The sequence below is a fragment of the Streptomyces sp. NPDC059851 genome (genome assembly GCF_042732005.1).
Classification (GTDB): Bacteria; Actinomycetota; Actinomycetes; order Streptomycetales; family Streptomycetaceae; genus Streptomyces.
Map to the genome: position 1 here is coordinate 1 of NZ_JBHWJJ010000112.1, position 21,275 is coordinate 21,275.

17 protein-coding genes are annotated in these 21,275 nt (G+C 73.5%); 9 read left to right on the plus strand and 8 right to left on the minus strand.

Translation table 11 applies throughout. The features are described 5' to 3' along the window. Positions 1-97 precede the first annotated feature (97 nt). Entirely contained in the window at positions 98-529 is a 432-nt protein-coding gene (locus tag ACFV7Q_RS29065) for an SsgA family sporulation/cell division regulator (RefSeq protein ID WP_385432768.1), read from the minus strand. 183 nt (positions 530-712) lie between these two features. On the opposite strand from ACFV7Q_RS29065, the gene ACFV7Q_RS29070 reads away from it, so the two are divergent. The 3 genes from ACFV7Q_RS29070 to ACFV7Q_RS29080 are packed head-to-tail and all read left to right on the plus strand — an operon-like array spanning position 713 to position 3,331. After that, positions 713-1,810: an energy-coupling factor ABC transporter permease gene (locus ACFV7Q_RS29070; RefSeq protein WP_385432770.1), complete on the plus strand. Its 1,098-nt coding sequence runs from the start codon at positions 713-715 to the stop codon at positions 1,808-1,810. Between the two features lies 1 nt (position 1,811). Then, entirely contained in the window at positions 1,812-2,573 is a 762-nt protein-coding gene (cbiQ, locus tag ACFV7Q_RS29075; protein WP_385432772.1) for a cobalt ECF transporter T component CbiQ, read from the plus strand. Further along, positions 2,570-3,331, plus strand: a complete 762-nt coding sequence (locus ACFV7Q_RS29080; RefSeq protein ID WP_385432774.1) for an energy-coupling factor ABC transporter ATP-binding protein — start codon at positions 2,570-2,572, stop codon at positions 3,329-3,331. Before cbiQ ends, ACFV7Q_RS29080 begins: the two co-directional genes overlap by 4 nt. A gap of 136 nt (positions 3,332-3,467) precedes the next feature. Here the strand turns inward: ACFV7Q_RS29080 and ACFV7Q_RS29085 are convergent, their stop codons facing one another. Then, complete coding sequence (locus tag ACFV7Q_RS29085; RefSeq protein WP_385432776.1) at positions 3,468-4,625, minus strand: RNA-guided endonuclease InsQ/TnpB family protein; 1,158 nt, start codon at positions 4,623-4,625, stop codon at positions 3,468-3,470. 139 nt (positions 4,626-4,764) lie between these two features. Here ACFV7Q_RS29085 and ACFV7Q_RS29090 point away from each other — a divergent pair, with 139 nt between their 5' ends. Then, positions 4,765-5,937: a serine hydrolase domain-containing protein gene (locus ACFV7Q_RS29090; RefSeq protein WP_385432778.1), complete on the plus strand. Its 1,173-nt coding sequence runs from the start codon at positions 4,765-4,767 to the stop codon at positions 5,935-5,937. Positions 5,938-6,075: 138 nt separating this feature from the next. Here ACFV7Q_RS29090 and ACFV7Q_RS29095 read toward each other — a convergent pair whose 3' ends face one another. The 6 genes from ACFV7Q_RS29095 to rsmI form a co-directional block, all read right to left on the minus strand. Continuing rightward, on the minus strand, positions 6,076-6,963 hold the full coding sequence (locus ACFV7Q_RS29095) for a 4-(cytidine 5'-diphospho)-2-C-methyl-D-erythritol kinase (protein WP_385432780.1): 888 nt from the start codon (positions 6,961-6,963) through the stop codon (positions 6,076-6,078). 20 nt (positions 6,964-6,983) lie between these two features. Beyond that, a complete protein-coding gene (gene rsmA, locus ACFV7Q_RS29100; RefSeq protein ID WP_385432782.1) occupies positions 6,984-7,886 on the minus strand; it encodes a 16S rRNA (adenine(1518)-N(6)/adenine(1519)-N(6))-dimethyltransferase RsmA in 903 nt (300 codons plus the stop codon). Further along, the gene (locus ACFV7Q_RS29105) at positions 7,883-9,745 is read right to left on the minus strand and encodes a ubiquitin-like domain-containing protein (RefSeq protein ID WP_385432784.1); all 1,863 of its coding nucleotides are present in this window, start codon (positions 9,743-9,745) and stop codon (positions 7,883-7,885) included. The genes rsmA and ACFV7Q_RS29105 overlap by 4 nt, the downstream gene beginning before the upstream one ends. A gap of 133 nt (positions 9,746-9,878) precedes the next feature. Next, complete coding sequence (locus ACFV7Q_RS29110; RefSeq protein ID WP_385432786.1) at positions 9,879-10,793, minus strand: TatD family hydrolase; 915 nt, start codon at positions 10,791-10,793, stop codon at positions 9,879-9,881. Positions 10,794-10,803: 10 nt separating this feature from the next. Next, the gene (locus tag ACFV7Q_RS29115; protein ID WP_385432788.1) at positions 10,804-11,328 is read right to left on the minus strand and encodes a hypothetical protein; all 525 of its coding nucleotides are present in this window, start codon (positions 11,326-11,328) and stop codon (positions 10,804-10,806) included. 159 nt (positions 11,329-11,487) lie between these two features. Then, on the minus strand, positions 11,488-12,336 hold the full coding sequence (gene rsmI, locus ACFV7Q_RS29120) for a 16S rRNA (cytidine(1402)-2'-O)-methyltransferase (protein WP_385432810.1): 849 nt from the start codon (positions 12,334-12,336) through the stop codon (positions 11,488-11,490). A gap of 253 nt (positions 12,337-12,589) precedes the next feature. Here rsmI and ACFV7Q_RS29125 point away from each other — a divergent pair, with 253 nt between their 5' ends. The 5 genes from ACFV7Q_RS29125 to ACFV7Q_RS29145 all read left to right on the plus strand — a co-directional run bounded on the left by ACFV7Q_RS29125 (position 12,590) and on the right by ACFV7Q_RS29145 (position 21,273). Then, a complete protein-coding gene (locus ACFV7Q_RS29125) occupies positions 12,590-14,356 on the plus strand; it encodes a dolichyl-phosphate-mannose--protein mannosyltransferase (RefSeq protein WP_385432790.1) in 1,767 nt (588 codons plus the stop codon). 168 nt (positions 14,357-14,524) lie between these two features. After that, positions 14,525-16,147, plus strand: coding sequence for a penicillin-binding transpeptidase domain-containing protein (locus ACFV7Q_RS29130; protein WP_385432792.1), 1,623 nt, complete (start codon positions 14,525-14,527; stop codon positions 16,145-16,147). Between the two features lie 75 nt (positions 16,148-16,222). Next, the gene (locus ACFV7Q_RS29135; RefSeq protein WP_385432794.1) at positions 16,223-17,632 is read left to right on the plus strand and encodes an acyltransferase; all 1,410 of its coding nucleotides are present in this window, start codon (positions 16,223-16,225) and stop codon (positions 17,630-17,632) included. A gap of 53 nt (positions 17,633-17,685) precedes the next feature. Continuing rightward, entirely contained in the window at positions 17,686-19,482 is a 1,797-nt protein-coding gene (locus ACFV7Q_RS29140; protein WP_385432796.1) for an ABC-F family ATP-binding cassette domain-containing protein, read from the plus strand. A 159-nt stretch (positions 19,483-19,641) separates the two neighbouring features. After that, positions 19,642-21,273, plus strand: coding sequence for a PQQ-binding-like beta-propeller repeat protein (locus ACFV7Q_RS29145; protein ID WP_385432798.1), 1,632 nt, complete (start codon positions 19,642-19,644; stop codon positions 21,271-21,273). Positions 21,274-21,275: the final 2 nt, after the last annotated feature.

Genomic DNA, 21,275 nt, shown 5'->3' on the forward strand with positions numbered 1-21,275 from the left:
CTGACCGCACGAAGGCCCGGCCCCGTCACCGGTCGGTCCCCCTGGGACCGGCAGGTGCGGGGCCGGGCCTTCGTGCGGTCAGGCCCGGAACGTCCCGTTACGCCGACCGGGTGGCAGGGGCGTACGTACGGCGCAGGAAGCGGCGCAGCGCGGCGCTGTCGAACTGGATGACCGCCACCCCCTCCGGGGAATGGAACTCGACGACCGCCTGGACGCGGCCGCAGGGCCAGACGCGTACGTCGCCGGTCCCGGACGGGGCCTGTAGGCCGGCCTCCAGCAGGGCCCGGGGGAAGACCCACTCGTTGTCGGTGCCCTCGGGGGAGAGGCCCGCGGGGAAGACGATCCGCACGGCGAGCGGCTCGGCGGGGGCGAAGCGGAGGGCGACGGGGATCTTCCGGTAGAGCGGATCGTCCGTGATCACGCGGGCGGTGACGCGCTCCTCGACGGCGGTGGCCGCAGCGGGGACCGCGGTGGCGGTGGCGGTCGTGGCGGCGACGGGCCCGGGGGGATTCTCGGCGGTGGCAGACATCGACAAGACTCCTCAAATCGGAACAATGCAGTCCGTATTCCCTTCAGCCTCGCACATTCCCACGAAGCTGCGAACAAGCATTTGTGATGCCGCCGCTCTTGCCACCAGTTTGCAAGTAGGGCCTAATCTTGAACGGATAAAGATTTTGTCAGCTCAAGGACCGCAGGAAGCGGAGCCAGCCTCATGCACGTGCCCGACGGATTCATCGACGCCCCCGTCTCCCTCGCCGCCGGCGTCGCCGCCGCCGGCGCGGTCGCCGTCAGCCTCCGCGGCGCCCGCCGGGAACTCGACGAGCGGACCGCCCCGCTCGCCGGGCTCGTCGCCGCCTTCATCTTCGCCGTCCAAATGCTGAACTTCCCCGTCGCCGCCGGCACCAGCGGGCACCTGCTGGGCGGGGCGCTCGCCGCGATACTCGTCGGCCCGTACACCGGCGTGCTCTGCATGTCCGTCGTCCTGCTGATGCAGGGCGTCCTCTTCGCCGACGGCGGCCTGACCGCCCTCGGTGTGAACATCACCGTCATGGGCGTGGTCACCGTCCTCGTCGCGTACGGGCTGTTCCGCGGCCTGCTCACGGTGCTGCCGCGGAACCGGGCCTCGGTCACCGTCGCCTCCTTCACGGCCGCCCTGGTCTCCGTGCCCGCCTCAGCCGCCGCCTTCACCGGCATCTACGCCGTCGGCGGCACCACGGACGTGGCGATCGGCAAGGTGCTGACCGCCATGGTCGGCGTCCACGTGCTCATCGGCATCGGCGAGGCCCTGATCACCGCCGCCACCGTGGGCGCCGTGATCGCCGTACGCCCGGACCTGGTCTTCGGCGCCCGCGGCACGGCCGCCCCGCTCAAGCTCCGGGTGAACGGTGAGCTGGTCGACGCCCCGGACGCCCCGGCCGCCCCGGCCCCGGCCCGTTCCACCCGCGGGGTGTGGGCCGCAGGCCTGGTCACCGCCCTCGTGCTGGCCGGGTTCGTCTCCTTCTACGCCTCCGCGAACCCGGACGGCCTGGAGAAGGTCGCCGCCGACCAGGGCATCGACGCCAAGATCAAGGCCGACGAGGAGAAGCCGGAGGGCGAGCGCGAGTACGAGCACGCCTCGGCGAACTCCCCGCTCGCCGATTACGGCGTCAAGGACGTCGACAACGAGCGCCTCTCCGGCGGCCTCGCCGGTGCCATCGGCGTCGGCGCCACCGTCGCCGTCGGCACCGGCGTCTTCCGGGTCGTCCGCAGCCGCCGCTCCGCCACCGCCGACCGGCCGGCGTCCCCGACCACCGCGTCTTCGGCGGGCTGACATGGGTGCGGGCCACGCCCACCGGCTCTACGTGCACGGCCACTCGCCCGTGCACGGACTCCCGCCGCACTGCAAGCTCGTCGCGACCTTCGCCTTCGTCCTGGTCGTCGTGTCCACACCGCGCGAAGCGGTGTGGGCCTTCGGGCTCTACGCGGTCCTGCTCGCCGGCGTCGCGGCGGTCGCGGGGATCCCCGCGGGCCTGCTGCTGCGGCGGCTGCTGATCGAGATCCCGTTCGTGGCGTTCGCGGTCCTCATGCCCTTCGTCGCGGAGGGCGAGCGGGTCGACGTACTGGGCCTGTCCCTGTCCGTCTCCGGCCTGTGGGGCGCCTGGAACGTGCTCGCCAAGGGCACCCTGGGCGTGGCCGCGTCCGTACTGCTCGCCTCCACCACCGAACTGCGCGCGCTGCTGCTCGGCCTGCAGCGGCTGCGCCTGCCGTCCCTCTTGGTGCAGATCGCCTCGTTCATGATCCGGTACGGCGACGTCGTCACCGACGAGCTGCGCCGGATGTCGATCGCGCGGCGCTCGCGCGGCTTCGAGGCGCGCGGCGTCCGGCACTGGGGGGTGCTGGCCAAGACCGCCGGGGCACTGTTCATCCGCTCGTACGAGCGCGGCGAGCGGGTGCACCTGGCGATGGTCAGCCGGGGGTACACCGGCTCCATGCCGATGATCGACGACGTGTCCGCGAGCCGTGCGCAGTGGGCGTACGCGGCGGCACTTCCGACGGCGGCGCTCGCCGTCTGCGTGATGGGTTGGACGATATGACTTCCGCTGCCGTTCCCGCTTCCTTGGAGGTCTCCGGCCTCGCCTACGCCTACCCGGACGGCCACCAGGCCCTCTTCGGCGTGGACCTGACCGTCGGCCGCGGCGAGCGGGTCGCCCTGCTCGGGCCCAACGGCGCCGGCAAGACCACCCTCGTCCTCCACCTCAACGGCATCCTCGCCGGCGGCGTCGGCACCGTGGCCGTCGCCGGCCTGCCCGTCGAGAAGCGGAACCTCGCCGAGATCCGGCGCCGGGTCGGCATCGTCTTCCAGGACCCCGACGACCAGCTGTTCATGCCGACCGTCCGCGAGGACGTGGCCTTCGGCCCGGCCGCGGCCGGAATGCGCGGGCCCGAGCTGGAGCAGCGGGTCCGGGACGCCCTGGAGCAGGTCGGGATGACCGGCTTCGCCGACCGGCCCCCGCACCACCTGTCCTTCGGGCAGCGGCGGCGCGTCGCCGTGGCGACCGTCCTCGCGATGCGGCCCGAGGTCCTCGTGCTGGACGAGCCGTCCTCCAACCTGGACCCGGCGTCGCGGCGCGAGCTCGCCGACATCCTGCGCTCGCTCGACGTGACCGTGCTGATGGTCACCCACGACCTGCCCTACGCGCTGGAGCTGTGCCCCCGCTCCGTCGTCCTCAGCGAGGGCGTCATCGCCGCCGACGGGCGCACCCGGGACCTGCTGTGCGACGAGGAGCTGATGCGCGAGCACCGCCTGGAGCTGCCCTTCGGCTTCGACCCGCGCTCGGTGCCGGCGGCATAACCGGAAGCCCGCGGTGGTTGGACGGCTCGTCAACTTCTCGGCCTGGAAGGACCGAGCTTGTCACCCGATCCGCCAAAGGCCGTGATTGCAAGTGGAGCGCGACCGGCTGCCGCGTGGTCCCCTGCGTCCGGTACGGCTATGCCGTACTGGGGCGGTTGACTGCGCCCCGCTTCCACACAGCATCGGCCCGGTGGGCGATGTTGCGGGAGCCGTTGTGGTCCGCGTGCAGGACGGTCCCGCAGGACCGGCACATGAACCGAGCTTGATCCACCCGGTTGGTCCGGTGGGTGTGCCAGCACTCGGAGCACTGGCGGGAGGTGTTGCGCGGGTCCACGTGGACCACGGGCACACCCGCCCGCTGTGCCTTGTAGGCGATGAACGCGCCGAGCTGGGCGAAGGCCCAGGAGTGCAGTCGTGCCCGCTGGTCCTTCTTGGCCGTGACCCTCTGCCGGATGCCGGACAGGTCTTCCAGTCCGACACCTCGGGAGGTGCGTTCAGCGGTAGCGACGATTCGCTTGGCGATAATGTGGTTGGTGTTCGCCGCGTGCCGGGCCTCCCGGCGGCGGAGGCGCTTCAAGACCCGCTTGGCGGACTTGGTGTGCTTCTTCTGCAACTTGGCCCGCAGGTCACGCTGCCGCTTGCGGTAACGGTTGAGCCGGCGTCCGGCGAGGATTTCCCCGTCGGAGGTAGTGGCGATGTTGACGACGCCGAGGTCCACGCCAAGAAAACCGGCCGGCGCGAACACGGGCGGCTCGGGCACGTCGATGGTGGCGATCAGGAAGAACATCCCGTCTCGCATCACCAGATCCGATTCGCCCTTACGGAACGCCAGCAGCTTCAGCGCCTCCGGGGAGCACACGAACGGGATGCCCTTGATCCGCCCCGCCGTCGTCCAGATCGACACGGTCTGGGCATCCAGATTCCACGTCAGGATGCGATCGTCGTACGGCTGCGCCGCGTTCTCACGGAAAGTGATCGGCTTGGACTCCGCCCGCGTCCGACGCTTCGAGCCCTCCCGGCCGAGGTTCCCGGCCCTGATGTTGGCCTTCAGCGCGGCGTACGCGTCGCACACCTTCTTGATGGTGCGCACCGCAGGCTGAGCCCCGAGATCAAAGTCGGCTTTGATGCGGTGGTAGACGGCCTCTTGCAGCACGTTGCGTCGCTTGAGGTCTCGGGCGAACGCCACCTCGGAAGCCGCATTCGCGGCCCGGTTGCAGGCACGCAGAGTCGCCGCCAGCGCGTCCGCGTCATGAGCGGACACAGGCAACAGCTTCACCTGTGCGACGATTTTCACGCAGAACACGCTAGTAGGGCTGATCACGGGAGATCAAGTTGAGGCGCCGACACATGCGCAGCGAACTCCGGCGCTTCGCGCCTCCGTACCAAGACCCCATGCGCGGGCTGCAGGCCGCGGGCGTCCCGGGAGACACCAGGTGAACATCCAGGGTCAGGTGGCGGAGGGCTTCGAGGCCGTCCGGGACGCCTTCATACGCAATTTCGAGGTGCTCGGCGACCGGGGTGCGGCGGTGGCCGTGTACCGGGACGGCCGGCGGGTCGTCGACCTGTGGGCCGGCACGCGGGACGTGGACGGCAGCACGGACGGCGCGCCGTGGACGGCCGACACCGCCCAGGTCGTCCGCTCGGCCACCAAGGGCGTGGCCGCCGTCGTACCGCTGCTCCTGCACCAGCGCGGACTGCTGGACCTCGATGCCCCCGCGGGCGCGTACTGGCCGGAATTCAAAGCCGGCGGCAAGGAGCGGGCCCTCGTACGGGACCTCCTGGCCCACCGGGCCGGCGTACCGGCGCTGGACGTGCCGCTCACGCCGCAGCAGGCCGCGGACGGGCTGACCGGAGCGCGGGCCGTCGCCGAACAGCAGGCGTTCTGGGAGCCGGGCACGGCCCACGGCTACCACGCGCAGACCTACGGCTGGCTGCTGTCCGAGCTGGTGCTCCGGGTGACCGGCGCCTCCCTCGGCAAGTGGCTCGCCCAGGAGGTCACCGGGCCGCTCGGACTCGACTTCTGGATCGGGCTACCGGAAACGGAGGCGGAATCCGGCCGGGTGGGGCGGGTCGGCGCGGTCGAGCCGCCGGCATCGGCGGGGGCGCTGCGGACGCGGCCGCGGCGGAACGTCTCCGAGGCCTACGCCGACCCCTCCTCGCTGACCCGCCGCGCCTTCGCCGCGATCACCCCGCTCGCCGACGAGAACGCCCCCGAGTACCGGGCCGCCGAACTCCCCGCCTCCGCGGGCATCGGCACCGCCCGCGCCCTCGCCGGGCTGTACGCGGCGCTGCTGGACGACACCGAGGACGGGGCGCGCCTCTTCACGCCGCAGACGGTGGCCCTGGCCGGCCGGGAACTCTCCGCCGGCCCGGACCGGGTCCTGGTCGTGAACACCCGCTTCGGGCCCGGGTACATGCTGCACAGCCCGGCCTCGCCGATGCTGTCCGCCGCCTCCTTCGGCCACCCCGGCCGCGGCGGGTCCCTCGCCTTCGCGGACCCCGAGGCCGGCATCGGCTTCGGCTACGTCACCAACGCCCTGGCCAAGTCGGTCACCGCCGACCCGCGCGCGCAGGCGCTGATCCGGGCCCTCCACACCTGCCTCTAGGCTCCGCCGGCGCGGCGGCCCGGCGCGGCGGCGCCGCGGGTGTCGGGGGCCGCGGCCCGCGCGGGTGGACTGTTCCACCCGTCGCGGGAGCGCGGACGCGTCGGTCGGACCTGTCGGGCGCCGGGCGGCGGGGTCCCGTCAGGGGAGGGCGGTGGCGCCGGGGGCGGGGCTGGTGGTGGTGCGGGTGGCTCGGCAGGTGCCCGAGGCTTCCAGGGCCGCGGCGACCTTGGACGCTGCTTCCCCGTCCCGTACCAGGAACGCCGTGGTCGGGCCGGAGCCGGAGACCAGGCTGGCCAGGGCGCCGGCTTCCAGGCCCGTGGTCAGCGTCCGCTGGAGGTCCGGGCGGAGGGACAGCGCCGCCGGCTGGAGGTCGTTGGCCAGGGCCCCGGCCAGCGCGTCCGGGTCGCCCGAGGCGAGGGCCGTCAGCAGGGCGGGGGAGGCCTGCGGCTCGGGGACGTCCCGTCCCTCGGCCAGCCGGTCGAACTCGCGGAACACCGCCGGCGTGGACAGGCCGCCCTCGGCGACCGCGAAGACCCAGTGGAACGCGCCCGCCTCGACCGGGGTCAGCAGTTCGCCGCGCCCGGTGCCGAGCGCCGCCCCGCCGACGAGGCTGAACGGCACGTCGCTGCCGAGCTCCGCGCAGATGTCCAGGAGTTCCGCGGTCGGCGTGTGCAGCCCCCAGAGGAGGTCGCAGGCCAGGAGGGCGCCGGCGCCGTCCGCACTGCCGCCGGCCATGCCGCCCGCCACCGGGATGTTCTTCGTGATGTGGATGTGGACGGCGTCGGAGCGGCCGGCGCGGGCCGCGAGGAGCTCCGCCGCCCTCGCCGCCAAGTTCGTCCGGTCCAGGGGGACCTGGTCCGCGTCGGGGCCCGAGCAGGTCACCGTCAGCTCGTCGGCCGGGGTGACCGTCACCTCGTCGAACAGCGACACCGCGAGGAACACGTTCGCCAGGTCGTGGAACCCGTCGGGCCGGGCCGCGCCCACCGCCAGCTGGACGTTCACCTTCGCGGGCACGCGTACCGTCACGCCCGCGTTCGAAGCAGCACTCACAGGGCCGGCCTTTCCGCTCCGGCCGGCTTGTGCTCCGCGATGGCGGCGAACTCCTCCACCGTCAGCGACTCGCCGCGCGCCTGCGGCGAGATCCCGGCGGCGACCAGCGCGGCCTCCGCTCCCGCCGCCGAGCCGGCCCAGCCGGACAGTGCGGCCCGCAGCGTCTTGCGGCGCTGCGCGAAGGCCGCGTCCACGACCGCGAACACCTCCGTCTTCGAGGCGGTCGTCTTGATCGGTTCGGTGCGCCGGACCAGCGAGACCAGCCCGGAGTCCACGTTCGGTGCGGGCCAGAAGACGTTGCGGCCGATGGCGCCGGCGCGCTTGACGTCCGCGTACCAGTTCGCCTTGACCGACGGGACCCCGTACACCTTGTTGCCGGGACGGGCGGCCAGCCGGTCGGCGACCTCGGACTGCACCATGACCAGGGTCCGCTCGATGCTGGGGAAGCGGTCCAGCATCGTCAGCAGCACCGGCACCGCCACGTTGTACGGCAGGTTCGCGACGAGCGCGGTGGGCGGCGGGCCCGGCAGTTCCTCGACCAGCAGGGCGTCGGAGTGGACGAGCGCGAAGCGGTCCTGGCGCTCCGGCATGCGCGCCGCGATCGTGGCGGGCAGCGCCGCGGCGAGGACGTCGTCGATCTCGACGGCGGTGACCCGGTCGGCGGCCTCCAGCAGCGCGAGCGTCAGCGAGCCGAGGCCGGGCCCGACCTCGACGACCACGTCGTCGGGCCGGACGTCGGCGGTGCGCACGATGCGCCGCACCGTGTTGGCGTCGATGACGAAGTTCTGGCCCTTCTGCTTGGTCGGGCGCACGCCGAGGGCGTCGGCCAGCTCGCGGATGTCGGCCGCGCCGAGAAGGGCGTCAGGGGTTCTGTCGGGCTGCTGCTCTGCGGTGCTCACCGGTAAAGCCTACGGCCGCAGTGCGGCCACGGACTCGCCCCCCGCTGCACGTACAGCTTCTTGGCCCGGTACGTCTGCTCCGCGCCCGACGCGTCCTGCGGGCGCCCGCTGCCGCCGAGGGCCTGCCAGGTGCGGACGTCGAACTGGTACAGGCCGCCGTACGTGCCCGACGGGTCGGTCGCGTGGGGCCGGCCGCCCGACTCGCACTGGGCCAGCGCCTCCCAGTCGAGGCCCTCCGCGCCGGCGACGGAGGCCGGCAGCGGCTTCGTACCGACCTTGACGAGCTGGGTGACGGGCTCGCGGACGGTTTCCTCGGCGACCTGGCGGGGCGTCTGCCGGACGCCGTTGACGGTCCGCAGGACGTACGTGACGCGCCGGGTGCCGGCGCGGCCGGGCTGCTCGACGATCTCGGTGCCGGCGAACAGGGAGTCGTCCTCGACGCGTTCGGTCGCGAAGGGGATGCGTTCCTCGCGGACCTCGCGGGTCCCGGTGATGCGGAGCACGGTGACGGTCTGGCCGTCGCGGGGGAAGGAGTCGGGAGGGACGGAGGTGGTGTCCTGGCCGCTCAGGGTGATGCCGGCCTGGCCGAGGGCCTCCTGCACGGTGGCGGCGTTGGTGCGGATGGTGATCTCGTCGCCGTCGGCCATGAACGTGACGCTGCGCTCGGTGCGGACGGCGAGGGTGAGGCCGGTGCGGGGGACGGGCGCGGTCCGCGGGACGGAGAGGTAGGCGCCCTCGACGCGGATCCCGAACTGGCGCAGGGCCCCCTCGACGGTCTCGGCGGTGGTCCACACCTGGCGGCTCTGCCCGTCGAGGGTGAGCTGCAGGGGGCGGCCGTAGCGGACGACGACCTCGTCGCCGTCGCCGAGGGCGGCGCCGCGGGCCGGGGCGACGAGGTCGTGGGCGCCGACGCCGAGGCCTTCCGAAGCGAGGAGCTCGCCTACGTCGTCGGCGAAGGTGTGGAGGGTCCGGGACTGCCCGTCGACGGTCAGGCGCACGGACTTGTCGGAGGCGACGAAGGCGGTGGTGCCGCCCGCGAGGAAGGCGACGACCAGCGCCTGCGGAACGATCCGCCGCCAGGAGGCGGGGGCTGCGACGGAGCCGGGGCCGGGCGCGGGCCCGAAGCCGGGGCGCGGGGTGGCGGGCCCCTCCCGTGGGTCGCGCCCGTCCCGCAGGCTCCTCGGGTCTTGCCCGCCGCCCCGCTCGCCCGGCTCGCCCTGCCCGCCCTGCTCGTCCGGCGGGGAGGGCCGGCGGCGGCGGCCGGTGCCGGGGGCGGCGGGTCCGGGGACGCCGGGCCCGGGCGGGTTCTCGGGGGGCGCGCCCGCGCGGCGGCGGCCGGTGCCGGGGCCGGCCACGGCCATGGCCACGGGGACGGCGGCCTCCGCCGTCCCGGTGCGCCCGCGGGCCCGCCGCCCCCGAACGGGCGCATCCGGGGCCTTGCGGCGCCGTGCCGCCCCGCGCGGCCCCGGGAGGCCGCCGTCCGCCGCGGCCCCGGCCGGTCCGCCGCCGCCCGGGTGCGGCCCCGACCCCGGTTCCGGTCCGGGTCCGGGTCCGGGGCCGACAGCCCACCCGTGGCCACCGCCCGGGTCCGCCCCGGGCCCGGGGTCCAGAGCCAGGTCCAGCGCCGCGGCCAGGGCCAGCGCCGCCCCGGTGGGCGGCGCGCCGGGCGGTGGTCCCGCGGCGGGCTCCCGGGCGAGCGGATCCACTGCGGCTGCCGAGCCCCACCCCGGGCCCCCGCCCTCGCCCGGATCCGGCCCCGGCCCGGGGAACGGGTCCGCGAGCGGACCCGCGTAGGGCGGCCAGGGGAGGCGGGGGTCGGCGGCGGGCCCGTAGACCCCGGTGTAAGGACTCTCGCTCACGACGCTCGCTCCACTGGTCCGGCCCGCCTTCGGTTCGGGCACGGCACCCTAGCGGAGCGGTCGTGACTCTCCAAAGCCGTGCAGCTACCCAGCGTGTCGGAGGGGGAGCTCGAAGGGGAGTGGAGGGGGTGGCTCAGTAGTCGAAGGCCCGGGCCGTGTTCGCCGCCAGGGCGGTGGCCATCGCATCCTCGTCGATCCCGCGCACGGCGGCCATCGCCCGCACCGTCAGCGGAACGAGGTACGGCGCGTTGGGCCGGCCGCGGTACGGCGCCGGGGTGAGGTACGGGGCGTCCGTCTCGACCAGCACCAGCTCCAGGGGGGCCACGGCGAGGGCGTCCCGCAGCGGCTGGGCGTTCTTGAACGTGACGGTCCCGGCGAACGACATGTAGTAGCCGGCGGCCGCGCACTCGCGGGCCATATCGGCGTCGCCGGAGTAGCAGTGGAAGACCGTCCGCTCGGGCGCGCCCTCCTCGCGGAGGACGCGCAGTACGTCCGCGTGCGCGTCGCGGTCGTGGATGACCAGCGCCTTGCCCTGCCGCTTGGCGATCTCGATGTGGGCGCGGAAGGAGCGTTCCTGAGCCGCCATGCCCTCCGGTCCGGTACGGAAGTAGTCCAGACCGGTCTCGCCGACGGCCTTGACGTGGTCGAGCTGCGCGAGCGCCTCGATCTCGGCCAGCGCCTCGTCGAGCGCGGCCTCGCCGCCGCCCGGCCGGGCCCCCTGCCGGGACCATCCATCAGGATCCCCGAGGACGATGCGGGGCGCCTCGTTCGGGTGCAGGGCCACCGCCGCGTGGACGTTCTCGTACGCGGCGGCGGTCTCGGCGGCCCAGCGCGACCCCTTCAGGTCGCAACCCACCTGCACCACGGTGGTCACCCCCACCGAGGCGGCCTTGGCCAAGCCCTCCTCGACGGTCCCGGACTGCATGTCGAGGTGGGTGTGCGAATCCGCCACCGCCACGCGGAGCGGCTCCGGCAGCGGCGGCGGGGTGTCCCGGTCGGTCCGGGCGTCCTTGGTGGAGGGGGAGGGGCTGGGGCTGGCAGGGCTCATACGGCCGATCTTATGACCGGCGCAGTTTCCGCAGCAGGCGGGCGAGCGGGCCGCGGCGCTCCTGCTCCGCGTCCGGCCCGGCGTCCAGCTCCGTGTCCACGGGCACCGGTCCCGGGCCTTCGTGCGGCGGCTTCCGGTGCGCCTTCGGGGCCCGCGGCTCGTTCGCCCCGGCCGGCACGGGCCCGGCGATCCCGGGCGCGATCCGGTGGTGCCAGAGCCTGTCGATCGTGCCCAGCACGGACGAGACCTGCCCCTCGCGCATGATCCGGACCACGTGGCCGCCGCAGTTCTGGCAGGTCGGGTTCGACAGCGGGGAGGGCACCCGCTCGCCCCCCACCTTGTACAGGATGAAGGGCTGGCCCTTGCCGTCGGTGTGGTGCTCGATCTCGTAGCCCTGCTCCCAGACGAACCCGCACCTCATGCAGGCGAAGGAGTAGGCCTCGTGCACGGTCCGCACACCGGGGGCCACGGGCGGGGACGCCGGGGCCGGCTCGGGTGCGGGGGCGGGTATCGAGGTGTCTGCGATCTCACTCATGCCAGCTCCTCTTGTTCCACTGTGCCAATGCCAGTGGACGCCTCTTCGGGCAGGAGCGCATCAGGCCATGTGCAGTGTTGTACGGCCCTTGGGCGATTCATTCCCAAAGCGCCCGGTGCGCGGTCTGAGCTTTGCTCTTCAGATTAGCTCTTTACCTTCTCACCGCATGTTTCCAGCCGCATTCTTTGCCGCGACCACCGCGTCGAAGACCTCCCGCTTGGGTACGCCGGCCTCCGCCGCGACCGCCGCGATGGCTTCCTTCCGACGCTCTCCCGCCTCCTCGCGCACCCGCACCCGGCGGACCAGTTCCTCGGCGTCCACGTCGCCGGGGCCGGCGGCGGGGGCGCCCTCCACCACGATGGTGATCTCCCCGCGCACGCCCTCGGCGGCCCAGGCGGCCAGCTCTCCGAGACCGCCCCGCTTCACCTCCTCGTACGTCTTGGTCAGCTCGCGGCAGACGGCGGCCCGCCGGCCGGGGCCGAACACCTCGGCCATGGCGGCGAGGGTGTCGTCGAGCCGGTGCGGGGCCTCGAAGTAGACGAGGGTGCGCCGCTCGCCCTCGACCTCGCGGAGCCGGCCGAGGCGCTCGCCGGCCTTGCGCGGCAGGAAGCCCTCGAAGCAGAACCGGTCGACGGGCAGCCCGGACAGCGCGAGCGCGGTGAGCACGGCGGACGGCCCCGGCACGGCGGTGACCCGGATGTCCTGCTCCACGGCGGCGGCGACCAGCCGGTACCCGGGGTCGGACACGGACGGCATGCCGGCGTCGGTCACCAGCAGCACCCGCTTGCCGTCCCGCAGCGCCTCCACCAGCTCGGGGGTGCGCGCCGACTCGTTGCCCTCGAAGTACGACACGACGCGCCCGGAGGTGTGCACGCCGAGCCCCTGGGTCAGCCGGCGCAGCCGCCGGGTGTCCTCGGCGGCGATCACGTCGGCCCGCTCCAGCTCGGCCGCGAGCCGGGGCGGGGCGTCGGCGAGGTCACCGATCGGGGTGCCGGCGAGGACGAGCACGCCCGCACCGGAAGCGGAGCCCTGGCCGGGCGTCCGGACGGCGGCGGGGCGTGCGGGTGTTTCGGAGCCGAGGGGCTGGTCAGTCGTCACCGGACCATCCTCTCAGCCGGGCCGGCCGCCCCCGCCCGTACGGCCCGGCACGCCCCCCGCCGGCCCGGCACGGGCCCCCGTCCGCCGCCCGGTACGGCCCGGCACGGGCGGCGGCGGTCAGCGGCACTGGGGTTCGCACAGCCGCGTTCCCTACGATGACCCGGTGACCAGTACCGCGACGCCGCCGCCCAGCCCTGCGGGGGCCCCGCCCGCCCCCGTCGCGGGGCGCGAAGAAGAGCCGTCCCCCTGGCTGCGCCGCCTCCGCGGCTTCGGCTACGCGCCCCCCGCCGGCACGCGGCGGCCGGACGTCCGCACCCGCCTGGTGCCCCCGTACGCCCGGCCCTCCGCACAGCTGTGGGCGGCGCTCGGGATCCCCGCCGCGGCGGCGGACACCTGGCAGCGCGTCCTGGCGTGGGCCGGGCCGGTGCTGGTGGCGGTGGTCGCCGGGGTGCTGCGGTTCGTGAACCTGGGCAGCCCGAAGGCGGTGATATTCGACGAGACGTACTACGCCAAGGACGCCTGGGCCACCGTCCGGCAGGGTTACGAGGTGAGTTGGCCCAAGGACATCGACAAGTCGATCCTCGCCAACCCCGACGGGGTCGCCCTGCCGGTGGATCCCGGGTACGTGGTGCACCCGCCGGTCGGCAAGTGGGTCATCGGGCTCGGCGAGTGGATGTTCGGCTTCACCCCGTTCGGTTGGCGGTTCATGACCGCCGTCCTCGGCACCCTGTCGGTGCTGATGCTGTGCCGGATCGGGCGCCGCCTCTTCCGCTCCACCTTCCTCGGCTGCCTGGCGGGCACGCTGCTGGCAGTGGACGGCCTGCACCTGGTGATGAGCCGCGCAGCCCTGCTCGACCTGGTCCTCATGTTCTTCGTGCTGGCCGCCTTCGGGGCGCTGATCGTCGACCGGGACCGGGCACGGGCCAGGCTCGCGGACGCACTGCCCGTGGACGACGAGGGCCGCACCAGGCCGGACACCGCCGTCGCGGAGACGCTGCGGCTGGGCTGGCGCCCGTACCGGATCCTGGCGGGCGTCTGCCTGGGCCTGGCCTTCGGCACCAAGTGGAACGGCCTGATCGCCCTCGCCTTCTTCGGCGTGCTCACCGTGCTGTGGGACGCGGCCGCGCGCCGCACCGCGGGAGCGGGCGCCCCGTACGCGGCCATGCTGCGCCGGGACGCACTGCCGGCGTTCGTCTCGACGGTGCCGGTCGCCGTCACGGTGTACGTGGCCTCCTGGACGGGCTGGATCCTGAGCCCGGACGACGGCAAGGGCGGCTACTTCCGCGACTGGGCCGCCAAGCAGGACCAGGGCAGCGCCCTGTCGTTCCTGCCGGAGTGGCTGCGCAGCCTGTGGCACTACGAGACGGAGGTCTACAAGTTCCACGTGGGCCTGACGTCGGGGCACACCTACGAGTCGAACCCGTGGAGCTGGCTGGTCCTGGGCCGGCCGGTCTCGTACTTCTACGAGTCCCCCGACCCCGGGACGGACGGCTGCCCGGCGACGGAGGCCGGCAAGTGCGCCCGCGAGGTCCTGGCCCTGGGCACGCCGCTGCTGTGGTGGGCGGGCTGCTTCGCCCTGCTGTACGTGCTGTGGCGGTGGTTCTTCCGCCGCGACTGGCGGGCGGGCGCGATCGCGTGCGCGCTGGGCGCGGGCCTGCTGCCCTGGTTCAACTACCAGGAGCGGACCATCTTCTTCTTCTACGCGGTGGTCTTCGTCCCGTACCTGTGCCTGGCGGTGGCGATGACGGTGGGGGCGCTGCTGGGCCCGGCGGGCTCGTCGGAGCGCAGGCGCGCGCTGGGAGCGATCGCGGCGGGCGTGCTGGTGCTCCTGATCATCTGGAACTTCATCTACTTCTGGCCGATCTACACGGGCGAGACGATCCCGATGGACTCCTGGCGCAGCCGCATGTGGCTGGACACCTGGGTGTAGAGCGGCTGGTTCCGAGTGGCGGGGGCCGGTGCCGTGATGGCGCCGGCCCTCCGGAACATCACCCTCCAGTAACAAGATGTGCAGGACACGCGTACGCCCCGTAAGGTCAGCGGCGAGGGATCTTTGAACGTGTTCAGGGATCCGGGGGTCCGACGGGGAGGGCATGACGTGAACGGGGCGGCAAAGGGGGCCATCATCGGCGGGGTGTTCCTCGCCATGGCCGGCGGGGCCGGATACGGGGCCTACACGCTGGTCAACGGCGCCGGCAGCGGCAAGGACACCACCACCAGGGCCGCGAAGGGCAGCGGCCCGATCACCGAGCAGGAGGCCGCCCGCACGGCCAAGGACTTCCTCGACGCCTGGGCGGCCGGGGACGGGGCCGCCGCCGCCCGGCTGACCAACAACCCGCAGGCGGCCCAGACCGCGGTCGCCGGCTACCGGGCCCAGGCCCACGTGTCGAAGGCCGCCATCACACCGGGCGCCGCGACCGGGGCGACCGTCCCGTTCTCCGTCGCCGCGGAGATCACCTACGAGGGCGCGAGCAAACCCCTCGCCTACGAGTCCAAACTGACCGTCGTCCGTGGCCTGACGACTGGCAAACCCGTCGTCGACTGGCAGCCCTCGGTCATCCACCCGCAGCTCGGCAAGGACGAGAAGCTGCGCGCCGGGGCGCCCGCCACCCCACCGGTCAAGGCCGTCGACCGCAACGGCGAGGAACTCACCGCCGAGAAGTACCCCTCGCTGCGCCCGGTCCTGGACCAGCTGCGGCAGACCTACGGCGCCAAGGCCGGCGGGAGGGCCGGAGCCGAGCTGTGGATCGAGCCGGCCGCCCCGGACGCCCCGAAGCGCACCCTGCTGACCCTGGCCGAGGGAGAGCCCGCGACGCTGCGGACGACGCTCGACGCGAAGGTCCAGGCCGCGGCCGAGAAGGCCGTCGCCCGCTACCCGGAGGCCTCGGTGGCCGCCGTCAAGCCGAGCAACGGGCACGTCCTGGCCCTCGCCAACCACCGCAAGGACGGCTTCAACGCGGCCCTGGAAGGCGCCCGCGCCCCCGGCTCCACCATGAAGATCGTGACGGCGGCGATGCTGATCGACCGCGGCAAGGCCGGGGCGGACCAGCCGGCGGAGTGCCCCAAGGAGGCCTCCTGGGGCGGCCGCTCCTTCCACAACCTGAAGAACTTCGACCTGCCCGCCGACGCCACCTTCGCCACCGGCTTCGCCCGCTCCTGCAACACCTCCTTCATCAAGCGGATCGACGACGTCGACGACGACGCCGCACTCTCGAAGGAGGCCCGCGAGGTCTTCGGCATCGGACTGGACTGGAAGACCGGCGTCCGCTCCGCCGACGGCAAGGTCCCCGACGCGACCGGCGCGGCCGCAGCCGCCGCCTACATCGGACAGGGGCAGATCACCATGAACCCGCTCAACGTCGCCTCCGTCACCGCCACCGCCCGCACCGGCCAGTTCAACCAGCCGGTGATCGTCGCCCCCGACCTCGACGGCCGCCCGATCGCCCGCGCCGAGCGCCGCATGAAGCCCGCGGTGGCCCAGCAGGTGGTGCGGATGATGAAGCTGACCGCCTCCAGCGGCACCGCCGCCGAGGTGATGGGCACCGTACGCGGCTCCGACAAGGGCGCGAAGACCGGCTCGGCCGAGGTCGACGGCGCCGGCAGCCCCGACAGCTGGTTCACCGGCTTCAGCGGAGACCTGGCCGCGGCCGCGATGGTCGAGGGCGGCGGGCACGGCGGCGACGCGGCCGGCCCGATCGTCGCGGCGGTCCTCAATTCGTGAACCGTCCGGTACCCAGACCGGAAATGAGTAGCTGCACTCTGGTCCCGGCCCCCGGGCGCACGGGAGCGTACCGGCATGGACAAGAGTGCAACGAGCGCACGCGCCCTGGCCGGGGCGACCCCCGCGACGCGGGACCGGTACGTCGACCTGCTGCGCGTCGCCTCATTGGCCACCGTCGTGCTCGGGCACTGGCTGATGGCCGCCGTGAGCGGCGATGGCATGGGGAACCTCCTCGCCCTCGTCCCCCAACTCCAGGTGCTCACCTGGGCGCTGCAGGTCATGCCGGTGTTCTTCTTCGTCGGCGGGTTCTCGCACGCCCTGTCGTACCGCTCGCTGGAGCGGAGGAGCGGGGGCGGCCGGGGCGTCTACGCCGCCTTCCTGCGGGCCCGGCTGCGGCGGCTGCTGCGGCCCACCCTCGTCTTCGTCCTCGTCTGGACGGCCGCCGCACTCGCCGTCCAGACCGCCGGACGCGGGGACGGCCGGCTCTCCGGGGCCGCCCTCAGGATCGTCACCCAGCCGCTGTGGTTCATCGGCATCTACCTCGCCATGGTCGCCCTCACCCCGCCCCTGCTCCGGCTGCACGGGCGGTGGGGCTGGGGCGCGTTCGCCGCGCTCGCCGGTGCCGCCGCCGCCGTCGACGTGCTCCGGTTCGCGGCCGGCGTCCCCCACGTGGAGTTCCTCAACTTCGCCTTCGTCTGGCTCGCCGTGCACCAGCTCGGCTTCCTGCGCGCCGACGGCCGCACCACCCCCGCCGGAAGCACCCGGACCCGCCTCCTGCGTCCCGCCGTCCTCGCCGCCGCCGGACTCGCGGGTGCCGCGCTCCTCGTCGCGTACGGGCCGTACCCGCTGTCCATGGTCGGGATGCCCGGCGAAAAGGTGTCCAACATGGCGCCGCCCACCCTCGCCCTGCTCTGCCACGGGCTGTGGCTCGTCGGCGCCGTCGAACTCCTCGGGGCGCCCGCCGCCCGGCTGCTGGCCCGGCCCCGCGTCTGGCGGGGCGTCGTCGCCGCCAACGGGATCGCCATGACCGCCTTCCTCTGGCACCTCACCGCCATGCTCGGCGTGTACGCCGCCCAGATCGCCCTCGGCATGCGGCTGCCCGAGCCCGCCTCGGCCGCCTGGTGGGCCCAGGTGCCCGTACGGCTGCTGCTCGCCGCCGCGCTGACCGGGCTGCTCGTCGCCGTCTTCCGCCGCTTCGAAACACCCGCCCCCGCCGCCCCCGCACCCACCCGGGACCCCGCCCGGAACCCGGGAGCCCCCACGGCCGCCACCGGCTCCTCGCCGCGCGCCGCCGCCGGCACCACCCTGTGCCTGCTGGGCGTCCTCGGCCTGTCCATGACCGGCCTGGGCGGCCTCTTCGAGGGCCACAGCGCCACCCTCGTCGCGCTGCCCGTCACCGCCCCCGCCGCCATCGCCATGGCGCTCGGCGGCTGGTACCTGGTGGAACGCTCCGCCCCGTCCCGGAGCGTTAGGCTGAGGGGCTGATCCACACCCTCCCCCGGACCCCGTCCGGGGGTACCCCACCTGGAGCGCTTCTGATGGCCGTCAATCTGGTCAATGTCGAGGCAGTCAGCAAGGTGTACGGCACCCGTACCCTGCTCGACGGCATCTCCCTCGGCGTGTCCGAGGGGGACAGGATCGGTGTCGTCGGCCGCAACGGCGACGGCAAGACCACCCTGATCAGGATGCTGGCCCGGCTGGAGGAGCCCGATGCCGGCCGGGTCACCCAGAGCGGCGGCCTGCGCATGGGCGTCCTCACCCAGCACGACTCGCTCGACCCCGCCGCGACGATCCGCCACGAGATCATCGGGGACATGGCCGACCACGAGTGGGCCGGCAACGCGAAGATCCGCGACGTCCTGACCGGCCTCTTCGGCGGCCTGGACCTCCCGGGCTTCGACCGGGGCCTGGACACCGTCATCGGCCCCCTGTCCGGTGGCGAGCGCCGCCGCATCGCCCTCGCCAAGCTGCTCATCGAGGACCAGGACCTCATCGTCCTCGACGAGCCCACCAACCACCTCGACGTCGAGGGCATCTCCTGGCTGGCCCAGCACCTCCAGCAGCGGCGTTCCTCCCTCGTCTGCGTCACCCACGACCGCTGGTTCCTCGACCAGGTCTGCACCCGCATGTGGGACGTGCAGCGCGGCAGCGTCTACGAGTACGAGGGCGGCTACAGCGACTACGTCTTCGCCCGCGCCGAGCGGGAGCGGATCGCCGCCACCGAGGAGGTCAAGCGGCAGAACCTGATGCGCAAGGAGCTGGCCTGGCTGCGCCGCGGCGCCCCCGCCCGCACCTCCAAGCCGCGGTTCCGCATCGAGGCCGCCAACGCCCTCATCGCGGACGTGCCGCCGCCCCGCGACACCTCCGAGCTGATGCGCTTCGCCAACGCCCGCCTGGGCAAGACGGTGTTCGACCTGGAGGACGTCACCGTCCAGGCCGGCCCGAAGACCCTGCTCAAGCACCTCACCTGGCACCTCGGCCCCGGCGACCGCATCGGCCTGGTCGGCGTCAACGGCGCCGGCAAGACCTCGCTGCTGCGCGCCCTGGCCGAGGCGGCCCGGACCCAGGGCGACGTCCAGCCCGCGGCCGGCACCGTCACCGTCGGCAAGACGGTCAGGTTGGCGTACCTCTCCCAGGAGGTCGGCGAACTCGACCCGTCCCTGCGGGTCCTGGAGGCCGTCCAGCGCGTCCGCGACCGCGTCGACCTCGGCAAGGGCCGCGAGATGACGGCAGGTCAGCTGTGCGAGCAGTTCGGCTTCACCAAGGAGAAGCAGTGGACGCCGGTCGGCGACCTCTCCGGCGGTGAGCGCCGTCGCCTGCAGATCCTGCGGCTGCTGATGGACGAGCCGAACGTGCTCTTCCTCGACGAGCCCACCAACGACCTGGACATCGAGACCCTGACGCAGCTGGAGGACCTCCTCGACGGCTGGCCCGGCTCGATGATCGTGATCTCGCACGACCGGTTCTTCATCGAGCGCACCACCGACACGGTGATGGCGCTGCTGGGCGACGCCGCCCTGCGGATGCTGCCGCGCGGCCTCGACGAGTACCTGGAGCGCCGTCAGAAGGCGATCGAGGCGGCCGCCCCGGCGCCCGCCCCGGCCGCGCCCAAGTCGACGTCGGCCGGCGACTCGCGCGCCGCGAAGAAGGAGCTGCAGCGGATCGAACGGCAGCTGAACAAGATGGCCGACCGTGAGACCAACCTGCACGCCCAGATCGCCGAGAACGCCACGGACTTCGAGAAGGTGGCCAAGCTCGACGCGGAGCTGCGCGAACTCATCGCGGACCGGGACGAGTTGGAGATGCGCTGGCTGGAGCTGGCCGAAGAGGCCTGAGGGTCCGCGGGCGCGGCGGCCCTCCGGCCCGATAACGACGCTGTCACGGGCCGGTCCGCCCTTGGGAACAGGGGTGCGACCGGTCCGGTGGCGTCACGGCGGCAGTGGTAGAAAGGTGATCTCCCCCCACTCCGACCCGACGCCCGAAGGTATGCGCTGATGACCGAGCCGCCCCAGCCGCCGAACCAGCCGCCTGCGCCGGACGGTTACGGGCACCTCCCCGGCCCCCCGCAGCCCTCGTACGGCCTGCCCGCGCAGGGCCCCAACCCGTACGCCCAGCCGCAGCCCCCCACCACGCCGCTGGGGCAGCCCGCGTACTCCTTCCCGACGGAGCCCGGCACGGCCGGGGGCGCGGGCCAGGGCCGGGTTCCGGGGGGCCCGTCCGGCCGCCGGCGCACCACCGTCTTGGCCGCGGCCGTGGTGGCCGGCGTGCTCGTCCTCGGTGCCGGCGGGTACGCCCTCCTCGCCGGAGGGAAGAAGGATCCGGCCGCTCCGGTCGCGCAGAGCTCCCCGCCCGCGGGCCCGGAGGCCTCGGGCACCCCCGACAAGGGCGACGGCAGCGGGAACGGCTCCCAGGCCGTCGAGGACCTCAACACCGGGCGCAAGCAGGGCGAGGACAAGGTCCTCTGGCTCAAGACCGCCACGATCGACGGCCCCGGCATGGGCGTCCCCACCGAGGGCCAGTGGGTCGTCGGCGACACCGTCGTCAAGAGGCTGTGGAACAACCTCACCGCCTACGGGTCCGGCGACGGCAAGGAGCGGTGGACGCTCGCCTTCCCCGCCCCGATCTGCTCCGTCACGCCGCAGACCACCGCCGACGCCAAGACCGTCGTCCTGTACAGGGAGAGCGGAGCCGACGGCGCCCAGTGCAACCGGATGCGGTTGGTCGACCTGAAGACGGGCAAGGAGGGCTGGTCCAAGGAGATCCCCGAGGAGGGGTTCTTGGACATCATGACCAGCCCCACCCTGGGGATGACCGGCGATACCGTCGCCGTCAGCCGCAGCGGCTCCGCCAGCGCCTTCAAGATCAGCACGGGTGAGAAGCTGTTCGGCAGCGGGTCCGCCGAGGGCTGCAAGCCCGGCGAGTACACCGTCCACAACAACAGGATGATCGCGGTCTCCCGCTGCCTGGAGAAGGACGGCAAGGGCGAGGTCTCGGGCGCCGACCCGGTCACCGGCAAGAAGACCTGGACCTACCAGCTCCCCGACGGCTACAAGGTCGCCAACGTCTACTCCCTCGACCCGGTCGTCCTCGACATCGGCAACCAGGCGAAGAACGAGCGCGCCATCGTGGTCCTCGGGCCCGACGGGAAGCACCGCGCCACCGTGAGCGGCGAGGGCAAGTTCGCCAACGAGTGCATCCCCGCGCCGGGGGGATCCCTGGAGGTCTGCCGCACCACCGTCGTCGACGGCGGCACCCTCTACATGCCGACCGCCGCGGACACCGGGAAGGCCAACGAGATCGTCGCCTTCGACCTGGCCACCGGCAAGGCCAAGTGGCGCACCCCGGCCGGCGACAGCCGCACCCTCACCCCGATCAGGATGGAGAACGGGCAGCTGATCGCCTACCGGTCCGCCGAGAAGGACAAGGGCGGCGAGGTCGTCGCGATCCCGGCCTCCGGGGGCACGCCCACCCCCCTGCTGCGCAACCCGTCAGGCGATGCCGCTCCGATCGAGAACGCCTTCTACGGCCCGCAGATCGACTACGTGGGCGGCCGCCTCTACATCTCCGTCACCTACCTGCGCGCCCAGGGCAAGGACGAGAAGCTCCTGATGGTCTTCGGAAAGTGAAC

What these genes read in the sequence shown, in the direction of transcription:
- ACFV7Q_RS29065 (WP_385432768.1), bottom strand. Translation starts at nt 529, where the DNA reads ATGTCTGCCACCGCCGAGAATCCCCCCGGGCCCGTCGCCGCCACGACC.
- ACFV7Q_RS29070 (WP_385432770.1), top strand. Translation starts at nt 713, where the DNA reads ATGCACGTGCCCGACGGATTCATCGACGCCCCCGTCTCCCTCGCCGCC.
- cbiQ (WP_385432772.1), top strand. Translation starts at nt 1,812, where the DNA reads ATGGGTGCGGGCCACGCCCACCGGCTCTACGTGCACGGCCACTCGCCC.
- ACFV7Q_RS29080 (WP_385432774.1), top strand. Translation starts at nt 2,570, where the DNA reads ATGACTTCCGCTGCCGTTCCCGCTTCCTTGGAGGTCTCCGGCCTCGCC.
- ACFV7Q_RS29110 (WP_385432786.1), bottom strand. Translation starts at nt 10,793, where the DNA reads ATGAGCCCTGCCAGCCCCAGCCCCTCCCCCTCCACCAAGGACGCCCGG.
- ACFV7Q_RS29115 (WP_385432788.1), bottom strand. Translation starts at nt 11,328, where the DNA reads ATGAGTGAGATCGCAGACACCTCGATACCCGCCCCCGCACCCGAGCCG.
- ACFV7Q_RS29135 (WP_385432794.1), top strand. Translation starts at nt 16,223, where the DNA reads ATGGACAAGAGTGCAACGAGCGCACGCGCCCTGGCCGGGGCGACCCCC.
- ACFV7Q_RS29140 (WP_385432796.1), top strand. Translation starts at nt 17,686, where the DNA reads ATGGCCGTCAATCTGGTCAATGTCGAGGCAGTCAGCAAGGTGTACGGC.
- ACFV7Q_RS29145 (WP_385432798.1), top strand. Translation starts at nt 19,642, where the DNA reads ATGACCGAGCCGCCCCAGCCGCCGAACCAGCCGCCTGCGCCGGACGGT.